Source organism: Providencia sp. PROV032 (genome assembly GCF_028484875.1).
GTDB lineage: Bacteria > Pseudomonadota > Gammaproteobacteria > Enterobacterales > Enterobacteriaceae > Providencia > Providencia rettgeri_E.
The window spans coordinates 327,810-345,282 of record NZ_JAMPSX010000003.1 but is presented as its reverse complement, the minus strand read 5'-3'; the positions used below and the strand labels follow the sequence as shown (position 1 = coordinate 345,282).

At 40.7% G+C, this 17,473-nt stretch carries 18 protein-coding genes; 9 read left to right on the top strand and 9 right to left on the bottom strand.

Annotation, left to right across the window (positions count from 1 at the left end; all coding sequences use genetic code 11):
- The first annotated feature begins 12 nt into the window (after nucleotides 1–12).
- From moaC to PSF42_RS02915, 4 genes are all read left to right on the top strand, one after another.
- Nucleotides 13–489 carry a cyclic pyranopterin monophosphate synthase MoaC gene (gene moaC, locus PSF42_RS02930; RefSeq protein ID WP_125893387.1) on the top strand — a complete coding sequence of 159 codons (477 nt, stop codon included), beginning with the start codon at nucleotides 13–15 and terminating at the stop codon, nucleotides 487–489.
- Complete coding sequence (moaD, locus tag PSF42_RS02925) at nucleotides 489–734, top strand: molybdopterin synthase sulfur carrier subunit (RefSeq protein ID WP_102138367.1); 246 nt, start codon at nucleotides 489–491, stop codon at nucleotides 732–734. The genes moaC and moaD overlap by 1 nt, the downstream gene beginning before the upstream one ends.
- Before the next feature lies 1 nt (nucleotide 735).
- A complete protein-coding gene (gene moaE, locus PSF42_RS02920) occupies nucleotides 736–1,188 on the top strand; it encodes a molybdopterin synthase catalytic subunit MoaE (RefSeq protein WP_102138368.1) in 453 nt (150 codons plus the stop codon).
- 133 nt (nucleotides 1,189–1,321) lie between these two features.
- The gene (locus PSF42_RS02915; RefSeq protein WP_004256664.1) at nucleotides 1,322–2,029 is read left to right on the top strand and encodes a Bax inhibitor-1/YccA family protein; all 708 of its coding nucleotides are present in this window, start codon (nucleotides 1,322–1,324) and stop codon (nucleotides 2,027–2,029) included.
- A 190-nt stretch (nucleotides 2,030–2,219) separates the two neighbouring features.
- Here PSF42_RS02915 and PSF42_RS02910 read toward each other — a convergent pair whose 3' ends face one another.
- From PSF42_RS02910 to cecR, 5 genes are all read right to left on the bottom strand, one after another.
- Nucleotides 2,220–3,326 (bottom strand): ABC transporter permease, encoded by a 1,107-nt coding sequence (locus tag PSF42_RS02910; protein WP_125893385.1) that lies wholly within the window; start codon nucleotides 3,324–3,326, stop codon nucleotides 2,220–2,222.
- 9 nt (nucleotides 3,327–3,335) lie between these two features.
- Entirely contained in the window at nucleotides 3,336–4,475 is a 1,140-nt protein-coding gene (locus tag PSF42_RS02905; RefSeq protein ID WP_272679411.1) for an ABC transporter permease, read from the bottom strand.
- Nucleotides 4,472–6,211 (bottom strand): ATP-binding cassette domain-containing protein, encoded by a 1,740-nt coding sequence (locus PSF42_RS02900; protein ID WP_272679410.1) that lies wholly within the window; start codon nucleotides 6,209–6,211, stop codon nucleotides 4,472–4,474. The genes PSF42_RS02905 and PSF42_RS02900 overlap by 4 nt, the downstream gene beginning before the upstream one ends.
- Nucleotides 6,212–6,220: 9 nt before the next feature.
- Nucleotides 6,221–7,216 (bottom strand): secretion protein HlyD, encoded by a 996-nt coding sequence (hlyD, locus tag PSF42_RS02895; protein WP_248467839.1) that lies wholly within the window; start codon nucleotides 7,214–7,216, stop codon nucleotides 6,221–6,223.
- A gap of 152 nt (nucleotides 7,217–7,368) precedes the next feature.
- Nucleotides 7,369–8,067: a transcriptional regulator CecR gene (gene cecR / locus PSF42_RS02890; RefSeq protein WP_125893377.1), complete on the bottom strand. Its 699-nt coding sequence runs from the start codon at nucleotides 8,065–8,067 to the stop codon at nucleotides 7,369–7,371.
- A gap of 282 nt (nucleotides 8,068–8,349) precedes the next feature.
- On the opposite strand from cecR, the gene rhlE reads away from it, so the two are divergent.
- The 3 genes from rhlE to PSF42_RS02875 all read left to right on the top strand — a co-directional run bounded on the left by rhlE (nucleotide 8,350) and on the right by PSF42_RS02875 (nucleotide 11,209).
- Nucleotides 8,350–9,690, top strand: a complete 1,341-nt coding sequence (gene rhlE, locus PSF42_RS02885) for an ATP-dependent RNA helicase RhlE (RefSeq protein ID WP_125893376.1) — start codon at nucleotides 8,350–8,352, stop codon at nucleotides 9,688–9,690.
- A gap of 167 nt (nucleotides 9,691–9,857) precedes the next feature.
- Nucleotides 9,858–10,799, top strand: a complete 942-nt coding sequence (dusC, locus tag PSF42_RS02880) for a tRNA dihydrouridine(16) synthase DusC (RefSeq protein ID WP_272679409.1) — start codon at nucleotides 9,858–9,860, stop codon at nucleotides 10,797–10,799.
- A gap of 161 nt (nucleotides 10,800–10,960) precedes the next feature.
- Nucleotides 10,961–11,209, top strand: coding sequence for a GlsB/YeaQ/YmgE family stress response membrane protein (locus PSF42_RS02875; RefSeq protein WP_125893372.1), 249 nt, complete (start codon nucleotides 10,961–10,963; stop codon nucleotides 11,207–11,209).
- An 80-nt stretch (nucleotides 11,210–11,289) separates the two neighbouring features.
- Here the strand turns inward: PSF42_RS02875 and sseA are convergent, their stop codons facing one another.
- Together sseA and PSF42_RS02865 are read right to left on the bottom strand one after the other, a co-directional pair.
- Nucleotides 11,290–12,129: a 3-mercaptopyruvate sulfurtransferase gene (sseA, locus tag PSF42_RS02870; RefSeq protein WP_213913452.1), complete on the bottom strand. Its 840-nt coding sequence runs from the start codon at nucleotides 12,127–12,129 to the stop codon at nucleotides 11,290–11,292.
- Between the two features lie 38 nt (nucleotides 12,130–12,167).
- Nucleotides 12,168–12,329, bottom strand: a complete 162-nt coding sequence (locus PSF42_RS02865) for a hypothetical protein (RefSeq protein ID WP_004256593.1) — start codon at nucleotides 12,327–12,329, stop codon at nucleotides 12,168–12,170.
- Between the two features lie 257 nt (nucleotides 12,330–12,586).
- On the opposite strand from PSF42_RS02865, the gene dinG reads away from it, so the two are divergent.
- Nucleotides 12,587–14,695: an ATP-dependent DNA helicase DinG gene (gene dinG / locus PSF42_RS02860; RefSeq protein WP_272679408.1), complete on the top strand. Its 2,109-nt coding sequence runs from the start codon at nucleotides 12,587–12,589 to the stop codon at nucleotides 14,693–14,695.
- Nucleotides 14,696–14,835: 140 nt separating this feature from the next.
- Here dinG and dps read toward each other — a convergent pair whose 3' ends face one another.
- Nucleotides 14,836–15,339: a DNA starvation/stationary phase protection protein Dps gene (dps, locus tag PSF42_RS02855; protein ID WP_125893368.1), complete on the bottom strand. Its 504-nt coding sequence runs from the start codon at nucleotides 15,337–15,339 to the stop codon at nucleotides 14,836–14,838.
- A 324-nt stretch (nucleotides 15,340–15,663) separates the two neighbouring features.
- Nucleotides 15,664–16,551: a threonine/homoserine exporter RhtA gene (gene rhtA / locus PSF42_RS02850; RefSeq protein WP_125893366.1), complete on the bottom strand. Its 888-nt coding sequence runs from the start codon at nucleotides 16,549–16,551 to the stop codon at nucleotides 15,664–15,666.
- 323 nt (nucleotides 16,552–16,874) lie between these two features.
- Between rhtA and PSF42_RS02845 the strand changes: the two genes are divergently transcribed.
- The gene (locus tag PSF42_RS02845; RefSeq protein WP_125893364.1) at nucleotides 16,875–17,450 is read left to right on the top strand and encodes a TIGR00730 family Rossman fold protein; all 576 of its coding nucleotides are present in this window, start codon (nucleotides 16,875–16,877) and stop codon (nucleotides 17,448–17,450) included.
- The last annotated feature ends 23 nt before the right edge of the window (nucleotides 17,451–17,473 follow it).

Genomic DNA, 17,473 nt, shown 5'->3' with positions numbered 1-17,473 from the left:
TCAGGAGAAAATATGTCCCAACTGACTCACCTCAATGCGTCGGGCGAGGCGCATATGGTTGATGTTTCAGCCAAAGCTGAAACTGTCCGTGAAGCTCGCGCAGAAGCTTATGTCACTATGAACCCAGCAACCCTAACGATGATCGTTGACGGTAGCCACCATAAAGGGGATGTGTTCGCCACAGCGCGTATTGCGGGTATTCAAGCGGCAAAAAACACCTGGCAGCTTATCCCATTATGTCACCCACTATTGTTAACTAAAGTTGAAGTGATCCTGAAAGCGGAACCTGAACATCACCGTGTTCGTATTGAAACGTGTTGCCGGCTAACAGGAAAGACAGGGGTCGAAATGGAAGCGTTAACCGCTGCATCTGTTGCTGCTTTGACGATTTATGACATGTGTAAAGCGGTACAAAAAGATATGGTGATTGGCCCTGTTCGTTTGTTAGAAAAGACAGGCGGTAAGTCTGGACATTTTAAGGTGGAATAATGATCACAGTATTATTTTTTGCTCAAGTCCGTGAGCTAGTTGGAACGGATCGCTTAGAACTTACAGAGACTTACCAAAAAGTGGAAGATTTACGTCAAGCCCTTTCACAAAAAGGCGATCGCTGGGCGTTGGCACTTGAAGATGGCAAATTACTTGCCGCTGTTAATCAATCATTTGTTTCACTAGACCACCCACTCTCAGAAGGGGATGAAGTGGCCTTTTTCCCTCCGGTCACAGGGGGGTAATATGGAAAACACTCATATTGCAGTACAAACAGAAAATTTTAGTGTTGGTGAACAATATCAATGGCTTGCACAGTGTGATAGTGATGGCGCTGTTGTGACTTTCACAGGGAAAGTGCGCAACCATAATTTAGGGGACAGTGTTGCGGCATTAACGCTCGAGCACTACCCAGGAATGACCGAAAAAGCCTTAGCAAATATAGTCGTAGAAGCAAAAGAACGTTGGCCATTGCAGCGAGTCAGTGTGATCCACCGCATTGGTACCTTACAACCAGGTGAAGAAATTGTTTTTGTTGGGGTCACGAGTGCCCATCGTAATGCTGCATTTCAAGCGGCTGAATTTATTATGGATTATTTAAAGACTAAAGCTCCATTTTGGAAAAAAGAAACCTTACCTGAAAATGAACGTTGGGTGGAGGCGAAAGAAACTGACGAAGCGTCTGCAAACCGCTGGTAATCGCATTTTTTCCGCTAAAAAATACGAATTTGCTGAATGGTATTGTCAAAAGAATGTGTTAGACTTTGGTTAATTTCTCCGATTGCAGTATTTTTACTGCGTCGATTTTTCTTTTAGCGAAAGGGTAACCATCATGGGTCAGTTTGATCAACGTAATGATTCTCTTGTCCAGGGTGCCAATACTGGCGTTCAGGCATTTATGTCGCAAGTATACGGCTGGATGACAGTCGGTCTACTGCTGACAGCTTTTGTTGCATGGTATTCAGTTAGCAGTGGTTTGTACTACACCATTGCAACCAATAAAATCCTCTTTTTTGGAATGATTATTGCTGAACTTGGTTTAGTGATGGGGATTTCATTTTTGCTGCAAAAAATTAGTGGCATGGCGGCAACGGGCATGTTTATGCTCTATTCATTGCTCACCGGCTTAACAATTTCAGTTATTCTTGCTGCGTATACTGGTGAGTCCGTTGCGGGCACATTTGTCATTACCGCGGTGATGTTTGGTGCATTAAGTTTTTACGGCTATACCACTAAGCGTAGCTTAACAGGTATGGGTAACTTCCTGTTTATGGCACTGATTGGTATTGTTGTCGCTTCTTTGGTTAACATCTGGCTGCAAAGCACCATGATGTATTGGGTGATCACTTACGGTGGTGTTTTACTGTTTGCTGCTTTAACCGCTTATGACACTCAAAAACTGAAAGAAATGGGTTCACAAATTGATGAAGACGACAGAGAAACAATGCGTAAATACTCTATTATGGGGGCACTGTCTCTGTATTTAGACTTCATTAACCTGTTCTTAATGTTACTGCGTATTTTCGGTGACCGTCGCTAAATTCAGTGACTCTCCTCATAACGCGATGAAATGAGGGGATAGAAGCCGTTAAAAATGAAGACCCTTGTTACTTTGGTAACAAGGGTCTTTTGATCTAAATGCTACCCTAAAATATGATTTGGATATTAGTAGATTGCTTGCTATTCAAAGCATTAATTATACTTCCAAAGCGGAATATGATTTCTTTTTATCACGCTATTTTCTTCCTAAACAAATAATAAGCCACTGAGCTGGTTATTATCGTAATGATAAATAATGGCCATAAACTGTGGAAGATAACTGAAAAATCGGCATTTTTTAAGTAAATCTGTTTGGTGATTTCAGTGAAATGGCGAATTGGGTTAATCCAAGTAATTTGTTGCAGCCAAACTGGCATATTCTCGACGGGGGAAATGTACCCCGATAACAGCACCGCTGGCATCATAAATACAAATACTCCAATGAACGCTTGTTGCTGAGTTGAGCACAACGCTGAAATGAGTAACCCAAACCCCACCAAGGACAATCCATAGAATAACATGGTGGCATAAAAGAGGAGTAGGGAGCCCGCAAAAGGAATTTGATAGCAAAAGATCCCAATAACGAGAACCAAACTTGCCTGTGCAGTCGCTACTATCAATGCAGGCACCGCCTTACCAATAAATATTTGCCAAGTGGTCAGGGGAGAAACCAGCAATTGGTCCAGGGTGCCTTGTTCTCTTTCCCTCGCGATAGAAAGGGACGTCACAATCAATACCCCGATTGTGGTTATTAAAGCGACCAATGAGGGCACAATAAACCATTTATAATCTAAATTTGGGTTGTACCAATTACGAACGATTAATTCACTGTTGTTTGGCAGAGTCTGTGATTGTATTAGCTCGTGTTGGTACTGAGTGACAATTTGTGCCACATAGTTTGCGGCAATTTGCGCACTATTTGAATTACGTCCATCAAGGAGTAACAGCATATTAGCGTTATGGTGGCTGGCAATATCAGCACTAAAGTTTTGCCCAAAACGGACAACCAGCAGAGCCTTGCGATTATCCAGCGTTTCACGAATTTCATGTTCATTCTTCAATAATAACACCTGAGAAAACGCACTGGCTTTGGCGAGACGTTGAGTCAACTCGATAGAATGCTCACCGCTGTCTTGGTCAAAAATTGCAATGGTGGTGTTAGTGACCTCAAGCGTGGCTGCTAGGGGAAATAAAATCATCTGAAATATCACGGGTAAAATCAAAATAGCCCGTGTTTGTGGTTCTTGAAGCAATGACTGAAGCTCTTTCATAATTAAGGTGTATAGGCGATAAAACATAACTTCACCTCAATCCAAACGACTGCGAGTTTTTAGTGCCGTCAGTCCAATAAATAGTATTGCAGAAGCGATTAGTAACAGGAAATCTATCAATAAAACAATATAGATATCACCCGCAAGAAAGAGAGTTTGTAAGCTGCTGACAAAGTAGCGGGCAGGGATAAAATAAGTCACAGCTTGAATAATGGCTGGCATACTATCAATTTCAAAAATAAACCCAGATAGCATAATGGCAGGTAAGAAGGCGGCATTCAGAGCAACCATCGCTGCATTAAATTGGTTACGAGTAATTGTTGAAATTAATAACCCCATCCCCAATGCCGTTGCCAAATAAAGGCTAGTAATGACAAATAATACTAATAGAGAGCCGCGATAAGGTACTCCTAAGACAAAAGTGGTGACAAACATGCATAACACCATCACAAAAGACCCAAGCACTTGGTAAGGCAATAATTTTGAAAGTAATAATTCAGTTTTAGTGATTTGGGTTGAAAGCAATGCTTCCATCGTGCCACGTTCCCATTCTCTTGCGATAACCAAAGAGGTCAAAATAGCACCAACTACAGTAATAATGATACTAATTGCCCCTGGAATAATAAAATGCTGACTAATTGCAGCTTCATTAAACCAATAGCGCATATTGAGCTCGATTAATGGGTCCGTTGGATAGCCTTGATTTTCCCCTTGCTGCACCAGCCACGTTTGCCACACACCTTGGGTATAAGCTTGCACAAAGTTGGCTGTATTCGGTTCGCTGCCATCAGTAATGACTTGAATTGCGGCATGACCTTGTTTTTGCAGCAATTGGGCTGAAAAATTGACAGGAATGACGACAATACCGCGAATTTCACCCGCTTGCATTTTATCGATTAATAAATGGCGGTTATTACTAATAGTTGCATCGATAAATGGCGAACCCGTGAAGGTATCAACTAATTCACGAGCTTGCGAACTTTGTTGCTCAAGTAAAATACCGACACGCAATTTACTTGAGTCTAAATTGATACCATAACCAAAAATAAATAATAACATCAATGGAATAAGTACAGCGATAAGAGCGCTGCTAGGATCCCGCACAATTTGTTTACTTTCTTTCCAGCAGAGTGCTTTAAGCCTACGCCATGAAAAATAAGAAGCGGTGTGAGTCATTGTGCCTCCTGTTGCTTATCATAATTCATGATGAGCTCAATAAATGCATCTTCCATGGATGGGTCAGGGTTTTCAGCACTTGCAACTTGCTGTTTCAGTTCATCAGGAGTTCCCGCCGCAATAATTTTTCCATGGTAAACCAGCCCGATACGGTCACAATATTCTGCCTCATCCATAAAGTGAGTCGTGACCATAACGGTAACGCCTTTATCAACCATTCCGTTGATATGTAGCCAAAATTCCCGACGAGTTAGTGGGTCAACGCCTGAGGTTGGTTCATCTAAAAATAAGATATCAGGCTCATGCATCAACGAGCAGGCGAGGGCTAAACGTTGTTTATAACCCAGAGGAAGGGATTCAGTAACCTGATTGATAATCGGTTTGAAATTAAAAGCCTCAACCATTTCGTGGATTTTTTGGGCTTGTTGCTGATGGTGTAACCCATAAACACCTGAAAAGAATTTCAGGTTTTGTCCCACCTTCAGGTTGCCGTACAGCGAGAATTTTTGTGCCATATAACCAAGGTGCTGTCTGACTTTGTTTGAACTCGTTTTTAAATCCATCCCAAGAACGAGTGCTTGCCCATCAGTGGGTTTCATTAGCGCACACATCATTTTAAAAGTCGTCGATTTCCCTGCACCATTTGGCCCCAATAAACCAAAAATTTCTCCACGTTTAACTTGGAAATTTACGGTATCAGTTGCCGCAAATTGGCCAAATTTTTTGGTTAAATTACGCGCTTCTATGACGGTTTCTTCAGGATTAGGTGGAATTTGCGGTACGATAGCGGCTAATTCCGAACGGTGAGATGGACCCCCACCTAATAAGTCAATAAATGCATCTTCGAAACGAGGCTGCGCCTCAATGAGTTTCCCATCTGCCATATTTAATGCGGTTAACAAATTTGTCTGTGATGCATTCGGCTTCAAAATTAAACGAATATATCGGCCTTGGATCACACCATCGGTGGTTTCTGGTAATACGAGTGCGTTTTGTAATATAGTGCGTTTTTGTGTGGCTGGTACATCAAGTAAAAACGAGCGTCCCGCCATTTTTTCAGTTAATAACTCGGGTTTGCCTGCATAAAGCTGTTTACCTTTATTTAATAGCAGCACATTTTTACATTGCTGAGCTTCATCTAAATAGGAAGTACTCCAAAGAATTAGCATTCCATCATCAGCAAGAGTATGAACCATTTGCCATAGTTCGCGTCGAGCGATGGGGTCAACACCGACACCGGGTTCGTCGAGTAAAAGAACCTTGGGTTTTCCTAATAATGTACAGGCCAATCCGAGTTTTTGCTTCATTCCTCCCGATAATTTACCAGCTAGTCTATCGGTAAAAGGGGCTAGGCTGGTGAATGAAAGCAATTGCTGATAGGTTTTTTGGCGTTCTTCGCCGAGTACCCCACGCAAATCTGCGTACAAATTTAAATTTTCTTGTACGGTCAGATCTTCATATAAACCAAATTTTTGGGGCATATAGCCAAGACTAGCTCGCATAGCAATACTGTCGTCGATGGGGTCGAGCCCCATCACGCTAATTTTTCCTGCATCTGGCTTTAATAGACCTGCAATCATGCGCATTAAGGTTGTTTTTCCTGCGCCATCAGGGCCGACAAGGCCAGTTACAGATCCCCCATGAATATCGATTGTTAAGCTTTCAACGGCAGGTGTATCCAAGCCCGCAAAAGTTTTTTCAACGTTGGATAGGTGAATACTGTAATCATCACTCATAGCAAACTCTTACTGTTTATTATCAGTGAACTGAATAGTCACAGGCATACCTTGGCGTAACGCATCATCTGCATCATTGACGACGATACGTAATCGATAGACTAAATCGGTTCGTAAATCCGGTGTTTGTACGCTTTTAGGCGTAAATTCGGCGGTAGGGGAAACAAACCCGATGGTACCATGGTAGGGCTGATTTGGACGGCTATCTGTATACAGTAAGACTTCTCTACCGGGGATGGCATCACCAAGGTGTGGCTCGCTAACATAGGCTCGAACCCAAACGGGGTTTGTTAACGTGACGCTAAATACGGTATTACCTGTACCGATGATTGTGCCCGGTTCTATTGCTCGGGTTAAAATAGTCCCAGAGGAAGGCGCAATTAAAACGGTGTCTTGTAAGTCTAGTTCAGCTTGAGCGACAGCCGCTTCGGCTTGTAACCATTCGCCTCGAGCGGCAGCTATCTCTTCTTGACGAAAGCCGCTTTGGTATTGATTCAGCTTATCTTTTGCTGCTTGAAGGGCTGCAAATGCTTGGTTTCTATTGTTCTTTGCGTTATCTAAATCATTAGCTGAAATAACGCGGGAGGCAGCCAGCCCTTGCTGACGTTTATAGAAGTTGTCGGCATATTGCCAAGCCGCTTGTTTTTGAGCCACTTCAGCTTCAACTTGCGCAACCTCTTGAGTACGGTAACCACTTTCTTTTAAAGCAAGTTGTGCTTTGGCTGTGTCGCGCACCCCTTTGGCTTTATTTAATGCGTTAATGTAGGGAGCGTCATCCAGTTGACCAAGTTGCTCGCCTGCAATAATTTTTGCACCTTCATCAACACTTAGGGATTTGAGCTTACCTGACACTCGAAAACCGAGATTTACCGTGCGCACATCAACATTGCCGTAGAGTGTTAATGTCTTGTCCTGCTGTGATTGATAGTAGTAATAACCGCCAATTGCAGCACCGATTAATATGAGAATAATGAAAACAACAACAGAACGGTTTTTATTGCTCATAGCTAACCTTACTTAAAGAATCCACGAGATGAAAACAAATTTGTTGTTAGAGGCTGCTGTTTTTAATGGAGAAGTGTGGCACCAGCTGCAATAAAATCACCAACCTCTAGTTATTATCAATGTGAATGAATCACTTTAATTATTTTATCATATCACTTTTCATATTGTTTGCGATGGCGCAAGCCCGCTAATAATATATTTGTATGTTCAATAAGAACTTGATTAATAATTTTAAATTCATTTTCATTAATATGTTTCCAGCCGGTTTGACGTAATAATGTTTCCCGAGCAATACGAAATGAAAGTGTTTCGCCAAGGATCGCGTGTGTGTGAATCAGTGTTGTTAAATGGTTGGGATCCGCACCAATGTAAATGGCAATCAAACGGTTTAGACGCGAATGTATTGGGCCTAAAGCCTGCTCGTGGATGATGGTGTAGGCTTCGGTTGGGTTGAGTTGTTCGCGGGCTAAGATGCGAGAAAAACTTAAATTTTTCTTTTCCAACTGAAAGTGATTATAGGCAATGACTGTTTTTTGGAGTAAATCAAGTGCATCATCAGTGACTTGAACTGATAAAGGTTGATTTAGAAAGTTGTCAATTTCTTGAAAAACATCATAGAAATCGTCCCGGATTGTTTTTGTTATAAGCTGAGCTACAGCTAAGTAAAGTCCTTCTTTTGAGCCAAAGTAATAAGAAATTGCGGCAATGTTTTGCCCTGATGCCTGTGCGATTTTGCGTGTGGTAGCGCCATCAAGCCCTTGTTCTCCATATACATCAGCAGCAGTGAGAAGCAATTGCATTTTCGCATTTTCTCCACGTAATGTTGACGATGAACTTGTATTCATAACCATTCCTTTAAAAATTCAGAATTAAATAACATCTAATTAGCTCTTAATGGCTTTTCGTGTTTATAAAAAGTAAAAAACGACATCTCATAGTATCATGTAAGTATATATACTATACGAATGAGATTTTATATTAATTTATTAACCAAACTAAATTAATATATTTATCATCAGCAAATAATGTTAGAATTTTACACAGTGTCGCACGGCAGTTTGCGCTTTTCTTCTGACTCACTTCCCCATAACTGCCACATTCAATTTGAAGCGGTGAAGCCCGGAGTAATTAATTTGACTACATTTTCAGACCTCGCGTTAAACGAGGAAATCTTGCTTGCCATTAATGAATTAGGCTATGAAAGCCCTACGCCTATTCAACAACAAGCTATTCCAGCTGTGCTTGCAGGAAATGACCTTCTAGCTAGCGCCCAAACGGGTACGGGTAAAACAGCGGGTTTTACATTGCCAATTTTACAAAAGCTTATTACAACTCCTCGAGCAGGGAAGGATCGCAAGCCTATTCGTGCGTTAATTTTGACGCCAACTAGGGAACTTGCAGCGCAAGTTGCTGAAAATGTAAAAGAATATAGCCGTCATTTACGTATTCGTTCTTTTGTCGTCTTTGGTGGGGTAAGTATTAATCCACAGATGATGAAGTTACGTGGTGGCGTTGATATCTTAATTGCAACTCCGGGGCGCTTATTAGATTTAGCGCACCAAAATGCGGTAGATCTTTCTCAAGTCGAAGTTTTCGTACTTGATGAAGCTGACCGTATGTTAGATATGGGGTTCATTCATGATATTCGTAGAGTGATTAATAAGTTACCCAAAAAGCGCCAAAACTTATTATTCTCAGCAACATTTTCTGACGAAATCAAACAACTGGCGAATAAATTACTTAATAACCCAGTGACTATTGAAGTTGCTCCGCGAAACTCAGCCTCTGAGCAAATCACCCAGTATGTACATCTGGTTGATAAAAAACGAAAAGCAGAGTTACTTTCGTTTATGATTGGCCGTGAAAATTGGCAACAAGTCCTCGTCTTTACACGTACAAAACATGGCGCAAACCGTCTTGCTGAGCATTTAAATAAAGATGGCGTTAAAGCTGCGGCTATTCATGGCAACAAGAGCCAAGGGGCACGTACTCGTGCACTAGCTGATTTTAAATCTGGAGATATTCGTGTTTTAGTGGCAACGGATATTGCAGCTCGTGGTCTTGATATTGAACAGCTTCCTTATGTGGTGAATTTTGAGCTACCTAATGTAGCAGAAGATTATGTTCACCGTATTGGCCGTACAGGCCGTGCAGAATCAACTGGGATGGCCGTTTCCTTAGTATGTATCGATGAGGCTAAGTTACTCAAGGATATTGAGAAATTATTGAAAAAAACGATCCCATTGATGGCGATTGAAGGCTATGAGCCCGACCCATCCATCAAAGCGGAGCCTATTCAAAAAACACCACAACGGAATGAACGTCGTTCAGGCGGTTCTGCTGGTGATAGGAATCAAGGCAAAGCGCCTCGTCGTAGCAGTGCCCCATCGTCAAAGTCGAGTTCAGTGAAAGGGGCAAGTTCTCCATGGAAAAACGCCCAGAAAAAAGTCAAACAAGGACGTAGTGACAGTTAACCTCCCATAATCTTGTCGCTCTTTTTAATGTTAATAGCATTGACTAGACTAACTTGAAGATCATTTCAAGCTAGTCTCTTGTCACTCCTACCTTAGAATTTTTCCTGCTTATCAATTAAATAAACGGTATGATAAGCAGGAATTATTACGTTTTTTGTGAGTCACTTATGCGCGTTTTATTAGCTCCTATGGAGGGGGTTTTAGATCCTCTAGTTCGTTGTTTACTAAGTGAAGTTAATGACTATGACCTGTGCATAACAGAGTTTGTTCGTGTGGTTGATACCCTTTTACCCGCAAAAACATTTTACCGTTTATGCCCTGAGCTAAAACATGGGAGCCGTACTCCTTCAGGGACATTAGTCCGTGTACAGTTGTTAGGGCAGCATCCTCAGTGGTTAGCAGAAAATGCAAACCGAGCGGTCGAATTAGGCTCTTGGGGGGTTGATTTAAATTGTGGTTGTCCATCAAAAACAGTCAATGGCCATGGTGGTGGTGCGACGTTATTGAAACAACCTGATTTGATTTATCGAGCTGCTAAATCAATGCGTGAAGCGGTTCCAAAAGAATTACCTATTTCGGTTAAAGTCCGTTTAGGGTGGGATAGCTCTGAATTTGCTTATGAAATTGCAGATGCGGTTCAACAGGCAGGGGCAACAGAACTCACTGTTCACGGTAGAACGAAAGAAGACGGTTATAAAGCAGAATGTATTAATTGGTCCGCTATTGGAGAGATCCGCCGTAAATTATCGATTCCAGTGATTGCTAATGGGGAAATTTGGGACTATGCGAGCGCACTGCGCTGCCTTGAAATTACAGGATGTGATGCCGTGATGATTGGCCGTGGCGCATTAAATACGCCAAACCTTAGCCGAGTGGTTAAATGTAATGAATCTAAAATGCCTTGGGAGCAAGTTGGTAGGCTGTTATTAAAATATACAGAACTTGAAAAACAAGGAGATACTGGTCATTACCATGCTGCTCGAATCAAGCAATGGCTAGGTTATTTACGCAAAGAATATTATCAGGCAGATGAACTCTTTTCTCATGTTAGATCATTAAAAAATGCCCAACAGATTTCGCAAGTGATAACTGAAATAGTGAACAATTGATTATGAATAATGTTAATAAGCCAAATTTTATAGTTGCGAAATTAACTTATAGGGTCTTTACTTAATTGGTGTAAGAACGATTTAATTTATTTAAAGCTTATACTGTTGTCTGAGAATATTTTGATGTACATAGTGAAATTACCTAGTCTGGGAGGCGTAAGATGGGCGTAATTGCTTGGATTATTTTTGGTCTAATTGCCGGTGTTTTAGCTAAATGGCTGATGCCAGGTACTTACCACATGGGGTTCATTATGACCACCGTGTTGGGAATTGTTGGTGCTGTTGTGGGTGGTTACATCAGCACTTTCTTTGGTAAAGGAAAAGTTGATGGTTTCAACTTTGGGAGCTTTGTTGTCGCGGTTATCGGAGCCATAGTCGTGCTGTTCTTAGCTGGGCTATTTGGCAAATAGCTATTTTCTCTACTTGATAAATCTTTATTCTATAAGCCACTTGAATCTCAAGTGGCTTATATTTTTATGGCAAAGGTAGGTTACGACTCAATTGGCAGGCCGTTATCTTGCCCCCATTGGGCCCATGAACCATCATACAAACGTACGTTTTGGTTACCTAATAATGTTAATGCCATTAATACCACCGCAGCGGTCATTCCTGAACCACAGGTCGTTACAGAAGGAGCATGGATATCCACACCTTGCTTAGTAAAGATAGCTTTAAGTTGTTCTGGTGATTTGAATTCACCTTTTTCCACAAGAAGATCCCATGGGACATTTTTGCTCCCAGGAATATGCCCCATACGCAATCCCGGACGAGGTTCTGGCGCTTGGGCGAGAAAGCGTGGCTCAGCACGAGCATCAATAATTTGAACCTTGCCTTGATTAACAATATCAAGAACTTGTTCTTGATTCAGCGCGTTCGCGTCTTTACGTGTTGCATGGAATTGCTTCGGAGCCGGTGGAGTGACTTCCCCAGACTGAACATCAAAGCCTGCCGCTTTCCAAGCATCGATGCCACCAGCTAGAATTTTAACGTTTTTGCAGCCCATAGTGGTAAATGTCCACCATGCCCTTGGAGATGAAAATAAATTATTTTGCGAATAAATAATAACTTGGGTGTCATTGCCAATACCCATAGCACTAACTGCTTGGCTAAAAACATTAGCACTTGGCAGCATATGGGGCAAATCACAGCTTTTGTCTGCAATTTCATCTTGATGAAAGAACTGAGCATTAGGAATATGCTCTGCTAAATATTGTTGGCGGCAATCATAAGGTGCTGTCGGTGGGGGAGACGAAGCATCAAGTACAATGATATTGTCATCAAATAGATGTGAATTTAACCATTGTGGGGTGACGAAATAATCGTTGTACATAAGCTATCTCCATCCTGGGTTGATAAATTATTTTAAAATTACTGAATTTGATTGGGTGCTGGCAGTGCTGAAGGGGATTGCGGCTGCCCTTGTTCAAGGGGAGTTGTTGAACGTGTATAAATGTTCATACCCGCTAAAACAATACCGCCTACAGAACCAAAAGCACATAATGCGCAAAGTGCGATAACAACCTTTTTCATTTTTTATAGCCTGCCTAGTGATAAAAACCCAAATAGTATATGAACTCAAAGTATAACCGGATGAGTGTTGCAAACAAGTTAAAAGCTATTTTTTCTGTTGCATAATGGGCGTTTTGCAAAAAGCTTCCCAATTTTTATGTATAATGGGTATTAATACAGTAGTTTTGCGAAGCGGTTGGCAAAAGCGTCTTTTTCATATTTCGTTCTGTTGTCGGCTTCGTTATTTTTCATCTTAACTTTGGTCACCTGCACAATTTATGTCCCTGTCAAAGAAAACTAAAGAACAAATAACTCAGTGGTATAAAGGGTTGTCCGTACAAATTGATGGGTTTGTTTCCCGAGCCCCACAGCGGGAGATGATCGCGCAAGTCGCAAAAAATCTAGCTGATGATGATGGTCGCCATTTGGTCATAGAGGCCCCTACAGGGGTGGGGAAAACGCTATCTTATTTAATACCGGGGATTGCCGTTGGTAGGGAAGAAGGCAAAACCTTAGTAGTCAGTACGGCAAATGTGGCGCTACAAGACCAAATTTATAGTAAAGATTTACCGTTATTAAGCAAAATTATTCCTGATCTAAAATATACGGGGGCATTTGGGCGTGCTCGTTATGTTTGTCCGCGCAATTTAGAAGCTATTTGTGCAGCAGAAGGCGAACAAATTGATTTAATGTTATTGGTGGAAGATAAAACAGAAATAGCGAATAGTGAAGAGCGGGCAATTTGTCAGCAACTGAGGCATGATTTTCAGAGCTTTGCATGGGACGGGTTAAGGGATCACCACAAACGTGCATTTAGTGATAGTTTATGGCGTAAAGTTAGTACTGATAAAATGAATTGTCTGGGTCGTAATTGCCAATTTTATCAGCGGTGTCCATTTTTTATTGCTAGGCGGGAAATCGAAGATGCCGATGTGGTGGTTGCTAACCATGCATTGGTTATGGCAGCAATGGAGAGTGAGTCGGTTTTGCCGGACCCAAAAAATTTATTATTAGTGCTTGATGAAGGCCACCATGTCCCAGACGTTGCGAGGGATGCCCTTGAAGTGGAAGGCGAGATTACGTTAGTGCAATTAACGGCACAGCTTGATAGCTTTATTCAGCATGTTGGGCAATATATGGGGCAATTTCGTCCAGTGAAGCCACCAAAGCTAGCTAATCCTGAGCGGTTACAGCAGCACGCAGAAAAATTGCGTGAAACATTTCGCGATTTTTCATTATTAGCGAATGCATTATTACCAGATACATCAAAAGAAACTGAATATTTATTTCCACTAGGCGTGTTACCTGAAGCAATGCAATTAAGCTGTCAGGTGTTGTTTAAGCAGACGGATGCGTTACAAGGACTGGCAGAAGCTATCTTAAATGATTTAACGGAACAAACTGCGAAACAAGATATCGTTCGCTTACATCGCTCCATTATTGTGACTAGTAGGGCAATGGGGTACTTTGAAAACATGTCGAAACTTTGGCGGTTGGCGGCATTAGAGCAAAGTTCAGGTGCTCCTGTGTCAAAATGGTTAAGTCGGCGTTATGAGAAAAACCAATCGCGTTTCTTTATGCATTGCGCAGGGATCCGAGTAAGTGAACAGTTACAACATTTGTTATGGCGTAACGTGCCTCATATTGTCATTACCTCGGCAACACTGAGATCGTTGAACAGTTATTCACGTTTTATGGAACTTACTGGGTTATCCGAAAAAAGTGATGACCGCTTTGTGACATTGTCTTCTCCTTTTAACCATGTTGAGCAAGGAAAAATTATTATTCCTAAAATGGAATATGAGCCAACTATTAATAATGAAGCTGAACACTTAGCAGAAATGGCGGTATTTTTCCGCGAGCAATTCACTCAAAATACTCACCGCGGAGTACTGGTTTTATTTAGTAGCCAAAGAGCGATGGAAGGTTTTCTTGAGCACGTAAAAGATTTACGTTTACAGCTTTTAGTTCAAGGAGATCAACCTCGTTACCGATTAGTTGAAACTCATTGTGAAAGAATTAACCAAGGGCAAGCTAGTGCCTTAATTGGTTTACAATCGTTTGCAGAGGGGTTAGACCTAAAAGGGGAATATTTAACTCAGGTCCATATTCATAAAATTGCATTTCCACCAGTAACAAACCCGGTAATCATCACCGAAGGGGATTGGTTGAAATCGTTGAAGAGATACCCATTTGAAGTACAAAGTTTACCAAGCGCTTCATTTAATTTAATACAGCAAGCTGGCAGGCTAATACGTAGTCATGAGTGTTATGGTGAAATTATTATTTATGATAAACGTTTGCTAACTAAAAATTATGGTAAAAGGCTATTAAATGCATTACCTGTATTTCCGATAGAACAACCCGAAATACCTAAAAAACAGTAAATAATAATCATTAAGTTAACGTGTTTTATTTTTAAGTGACTTAATTGCAATAAAGGTTTGATTTATTGTTAATTATCATAAAATAAAATGGCCACTTTTCAGTGGCCACTGGTCAATTATAATTGACTCTATTTACGACATTACTCAATATTCGCTTCTAAAAACCAGAGGAATTTATCCATATCGCGGGAAGCCGCAGTAAACATATCTGCAGTGTCTTCGTCTTCTACTTCATCGATGGCTCTACGGATATCATTCGCGACAACCGCATAACGGTCTGCTAATGCTTTCAAATGGTCTTGTACACTGTGAATATTAATTGGGTAAGCTTCTAATGATGTGAAGCGGTTAACCTCTTGGGTTGTACCAATAGCAACACCACCCAATTGAACAGCACGTTCAGCGAATTCATCTAAGTGTTCTACTAACGTAGTCCTAAAGCCATCTAACATTTCATGTACAGCGATAAAATTGCGGCCGCGCATATTCCAGTGGGCTTGTTTAGTCATTAGAGAGAGATCGGTAAAATGGACCACCATAACATTAAGAATTCCAATGGTTTCCAATTTTACACTGTCTTCCATATCATTACGGGTATATAAAAGTTCAGTTGAAGATGCTTTAAATAATTTAGCTGTGCTCATGATTCATCCTCTCTTAAATATGAATTTGTCTAGTAACCTCATCTGTGAATAAATATAAAACAATCTAACGACTTTGTCATAATGTAATAAACGATTAGTATAATAGGTCTATTCGATATATTTTATTAACTGTTGTTTTATTGTGGATCTTGAATACTGATTGTTTTTAGCAATAAGTGCTATAACCAAAATTAGATAATAAAATAAAAATAAAAAATGATTATTTAAAATTGATGAATAAATCTTTACACGAAAAAAGGTTAATAAATATCAACATGTCGAATTTATTAACCTAATCGGTCTTCTTTGTTATAGATTTCGTGGCTAGGTCACTTTTTCGATTTTTGACTTTGGCACCGCTGTAGAGGTGGAACCAATAGAAGCACAAACAATACATAATAATGCTAACCATTGAGTCATCGTTAAGTGCTCATTTAGGAAAACAATTCCTAAAAATGCGCCCATACAAGGTTCAAGGCTCATCAATGTACCAAAAGTTCGGGCAGGCAAACGCGTTAGCGCGATCATTTCTAATGTATAAGGAAATGCGGTTGATAAAATCGCGACTGCTAGTGCAATGGGTAAAATTGAGGGATCAAACATCACTTCTACCCCGGTTTGCATTAAGCCGATCGGGAAGAAAATCATCGCAGAAATAAATGAACCGATAGCCACGGTGGCCGCACCATAGCCGGCTCCCGCTCGTTGACCAAATATAATATACAATCCCCAACAGACACCAGCTCCGAGAGCATAGATGGCACCGAGTGTATCAATGGACTCAATATTATCGCCAATTGGGAGCAAAAATAGTAACCCAACGATAACAAGGGCTATCCACAAAAAATCAATTGGGCGGCGGGAGGAGAACATTGCAACAGCTAAAGGGCCAGTGAACTCTAGTGCAACGGCTATTCCTAATGGAATGCGCTCAAGGGAAAGGTAAAATAAATAATTCATCGTACCTAGGGATAAGCCGTAGGCTAGCAGTGGAACTAACGAGCTTCTTCTGAATTTTAAACGCCAAGGTTTAAAAATAACAAATAATATAATCGTAGCAAGCAATAAACGTAAACCAGTAACACCGGGAGCGCCGATAACAGGAAATAAAGTTTTAGCTAAAGAAGCTCCGCTTTGAATAGAGGTCATAGCAAGCAGTAATAACCCTATAGGTAATAGCGGAAACGCGCTCTTTTTAGTGTCGGCAGACATAAATAAGTAAACCTCGGAAAACGTAACTTAATTGATAATAAATATTTAGAAAATAATTATTCAGTGATGAAAAATAATTTCTTAAAGATTATCTCATAAAACAGCACGGCTTTATATTTGTTTATGGTTTAGCTATAGAGAATAAGGGGGTAAATGTGCTCTATTGGTTGCCAACATGTTGGTTTAGGTGAATAGCAGTGCTATAAACATGAATTAGTCTCATTTTATTATGGCGAAGAGCGAAGCTTGAGCTTCTGTATTAGGCTCGTATAATTCAGTGCTCTAACTAAAAAGTCACAATAAAAATAGAAAATGAGGAACAAATGGGAAAAATTAAAAGTATTGCAGTGTATTGTGGTTCCAGTATGGGAAAAAATAAGGTCTATCAACAAAAAGCCATTGAGTTTGCTAAAGAAATGGTTAAACGTGATATCACGTTAGTCTATGGTGGAGCGAGTGTGGGGATTATGGGAATGGTTGCTGATACCGTATTGTCATTAGGTGGTAAGGCGATTGGAGTGATCCCATCATTGCTAGAAGAACGTGAAATTTCTCATAAGAATTTAACTGAACTGTATAAAGTTGAAACGATGCATCAGCGTAAAAGTAAAATGATTGAACTTGCCGATGCTTTTGTCGCTTTGCCTGGCGGTTATGGCACGCTTGAAGAGTATGCAGAAGTCTTTACTTGGAGCCAAATTGGTTTACATACTAAGCCATGTGCGTTGTTTAATATTAATAATTATTGGCAACCATTGATAGATATGACAAATAAAATGGCGGATGAAGGTTTCTTACATGAGAAATATCGTCATATGGCGATTGTGAATGATTCTTCCGCTGAGTTATTAGAAAGTTTTGAATCTTATGTTGCCCCACCAATTAAAACCTACGACTAGCGTTAATATCAAAATCACAGAGA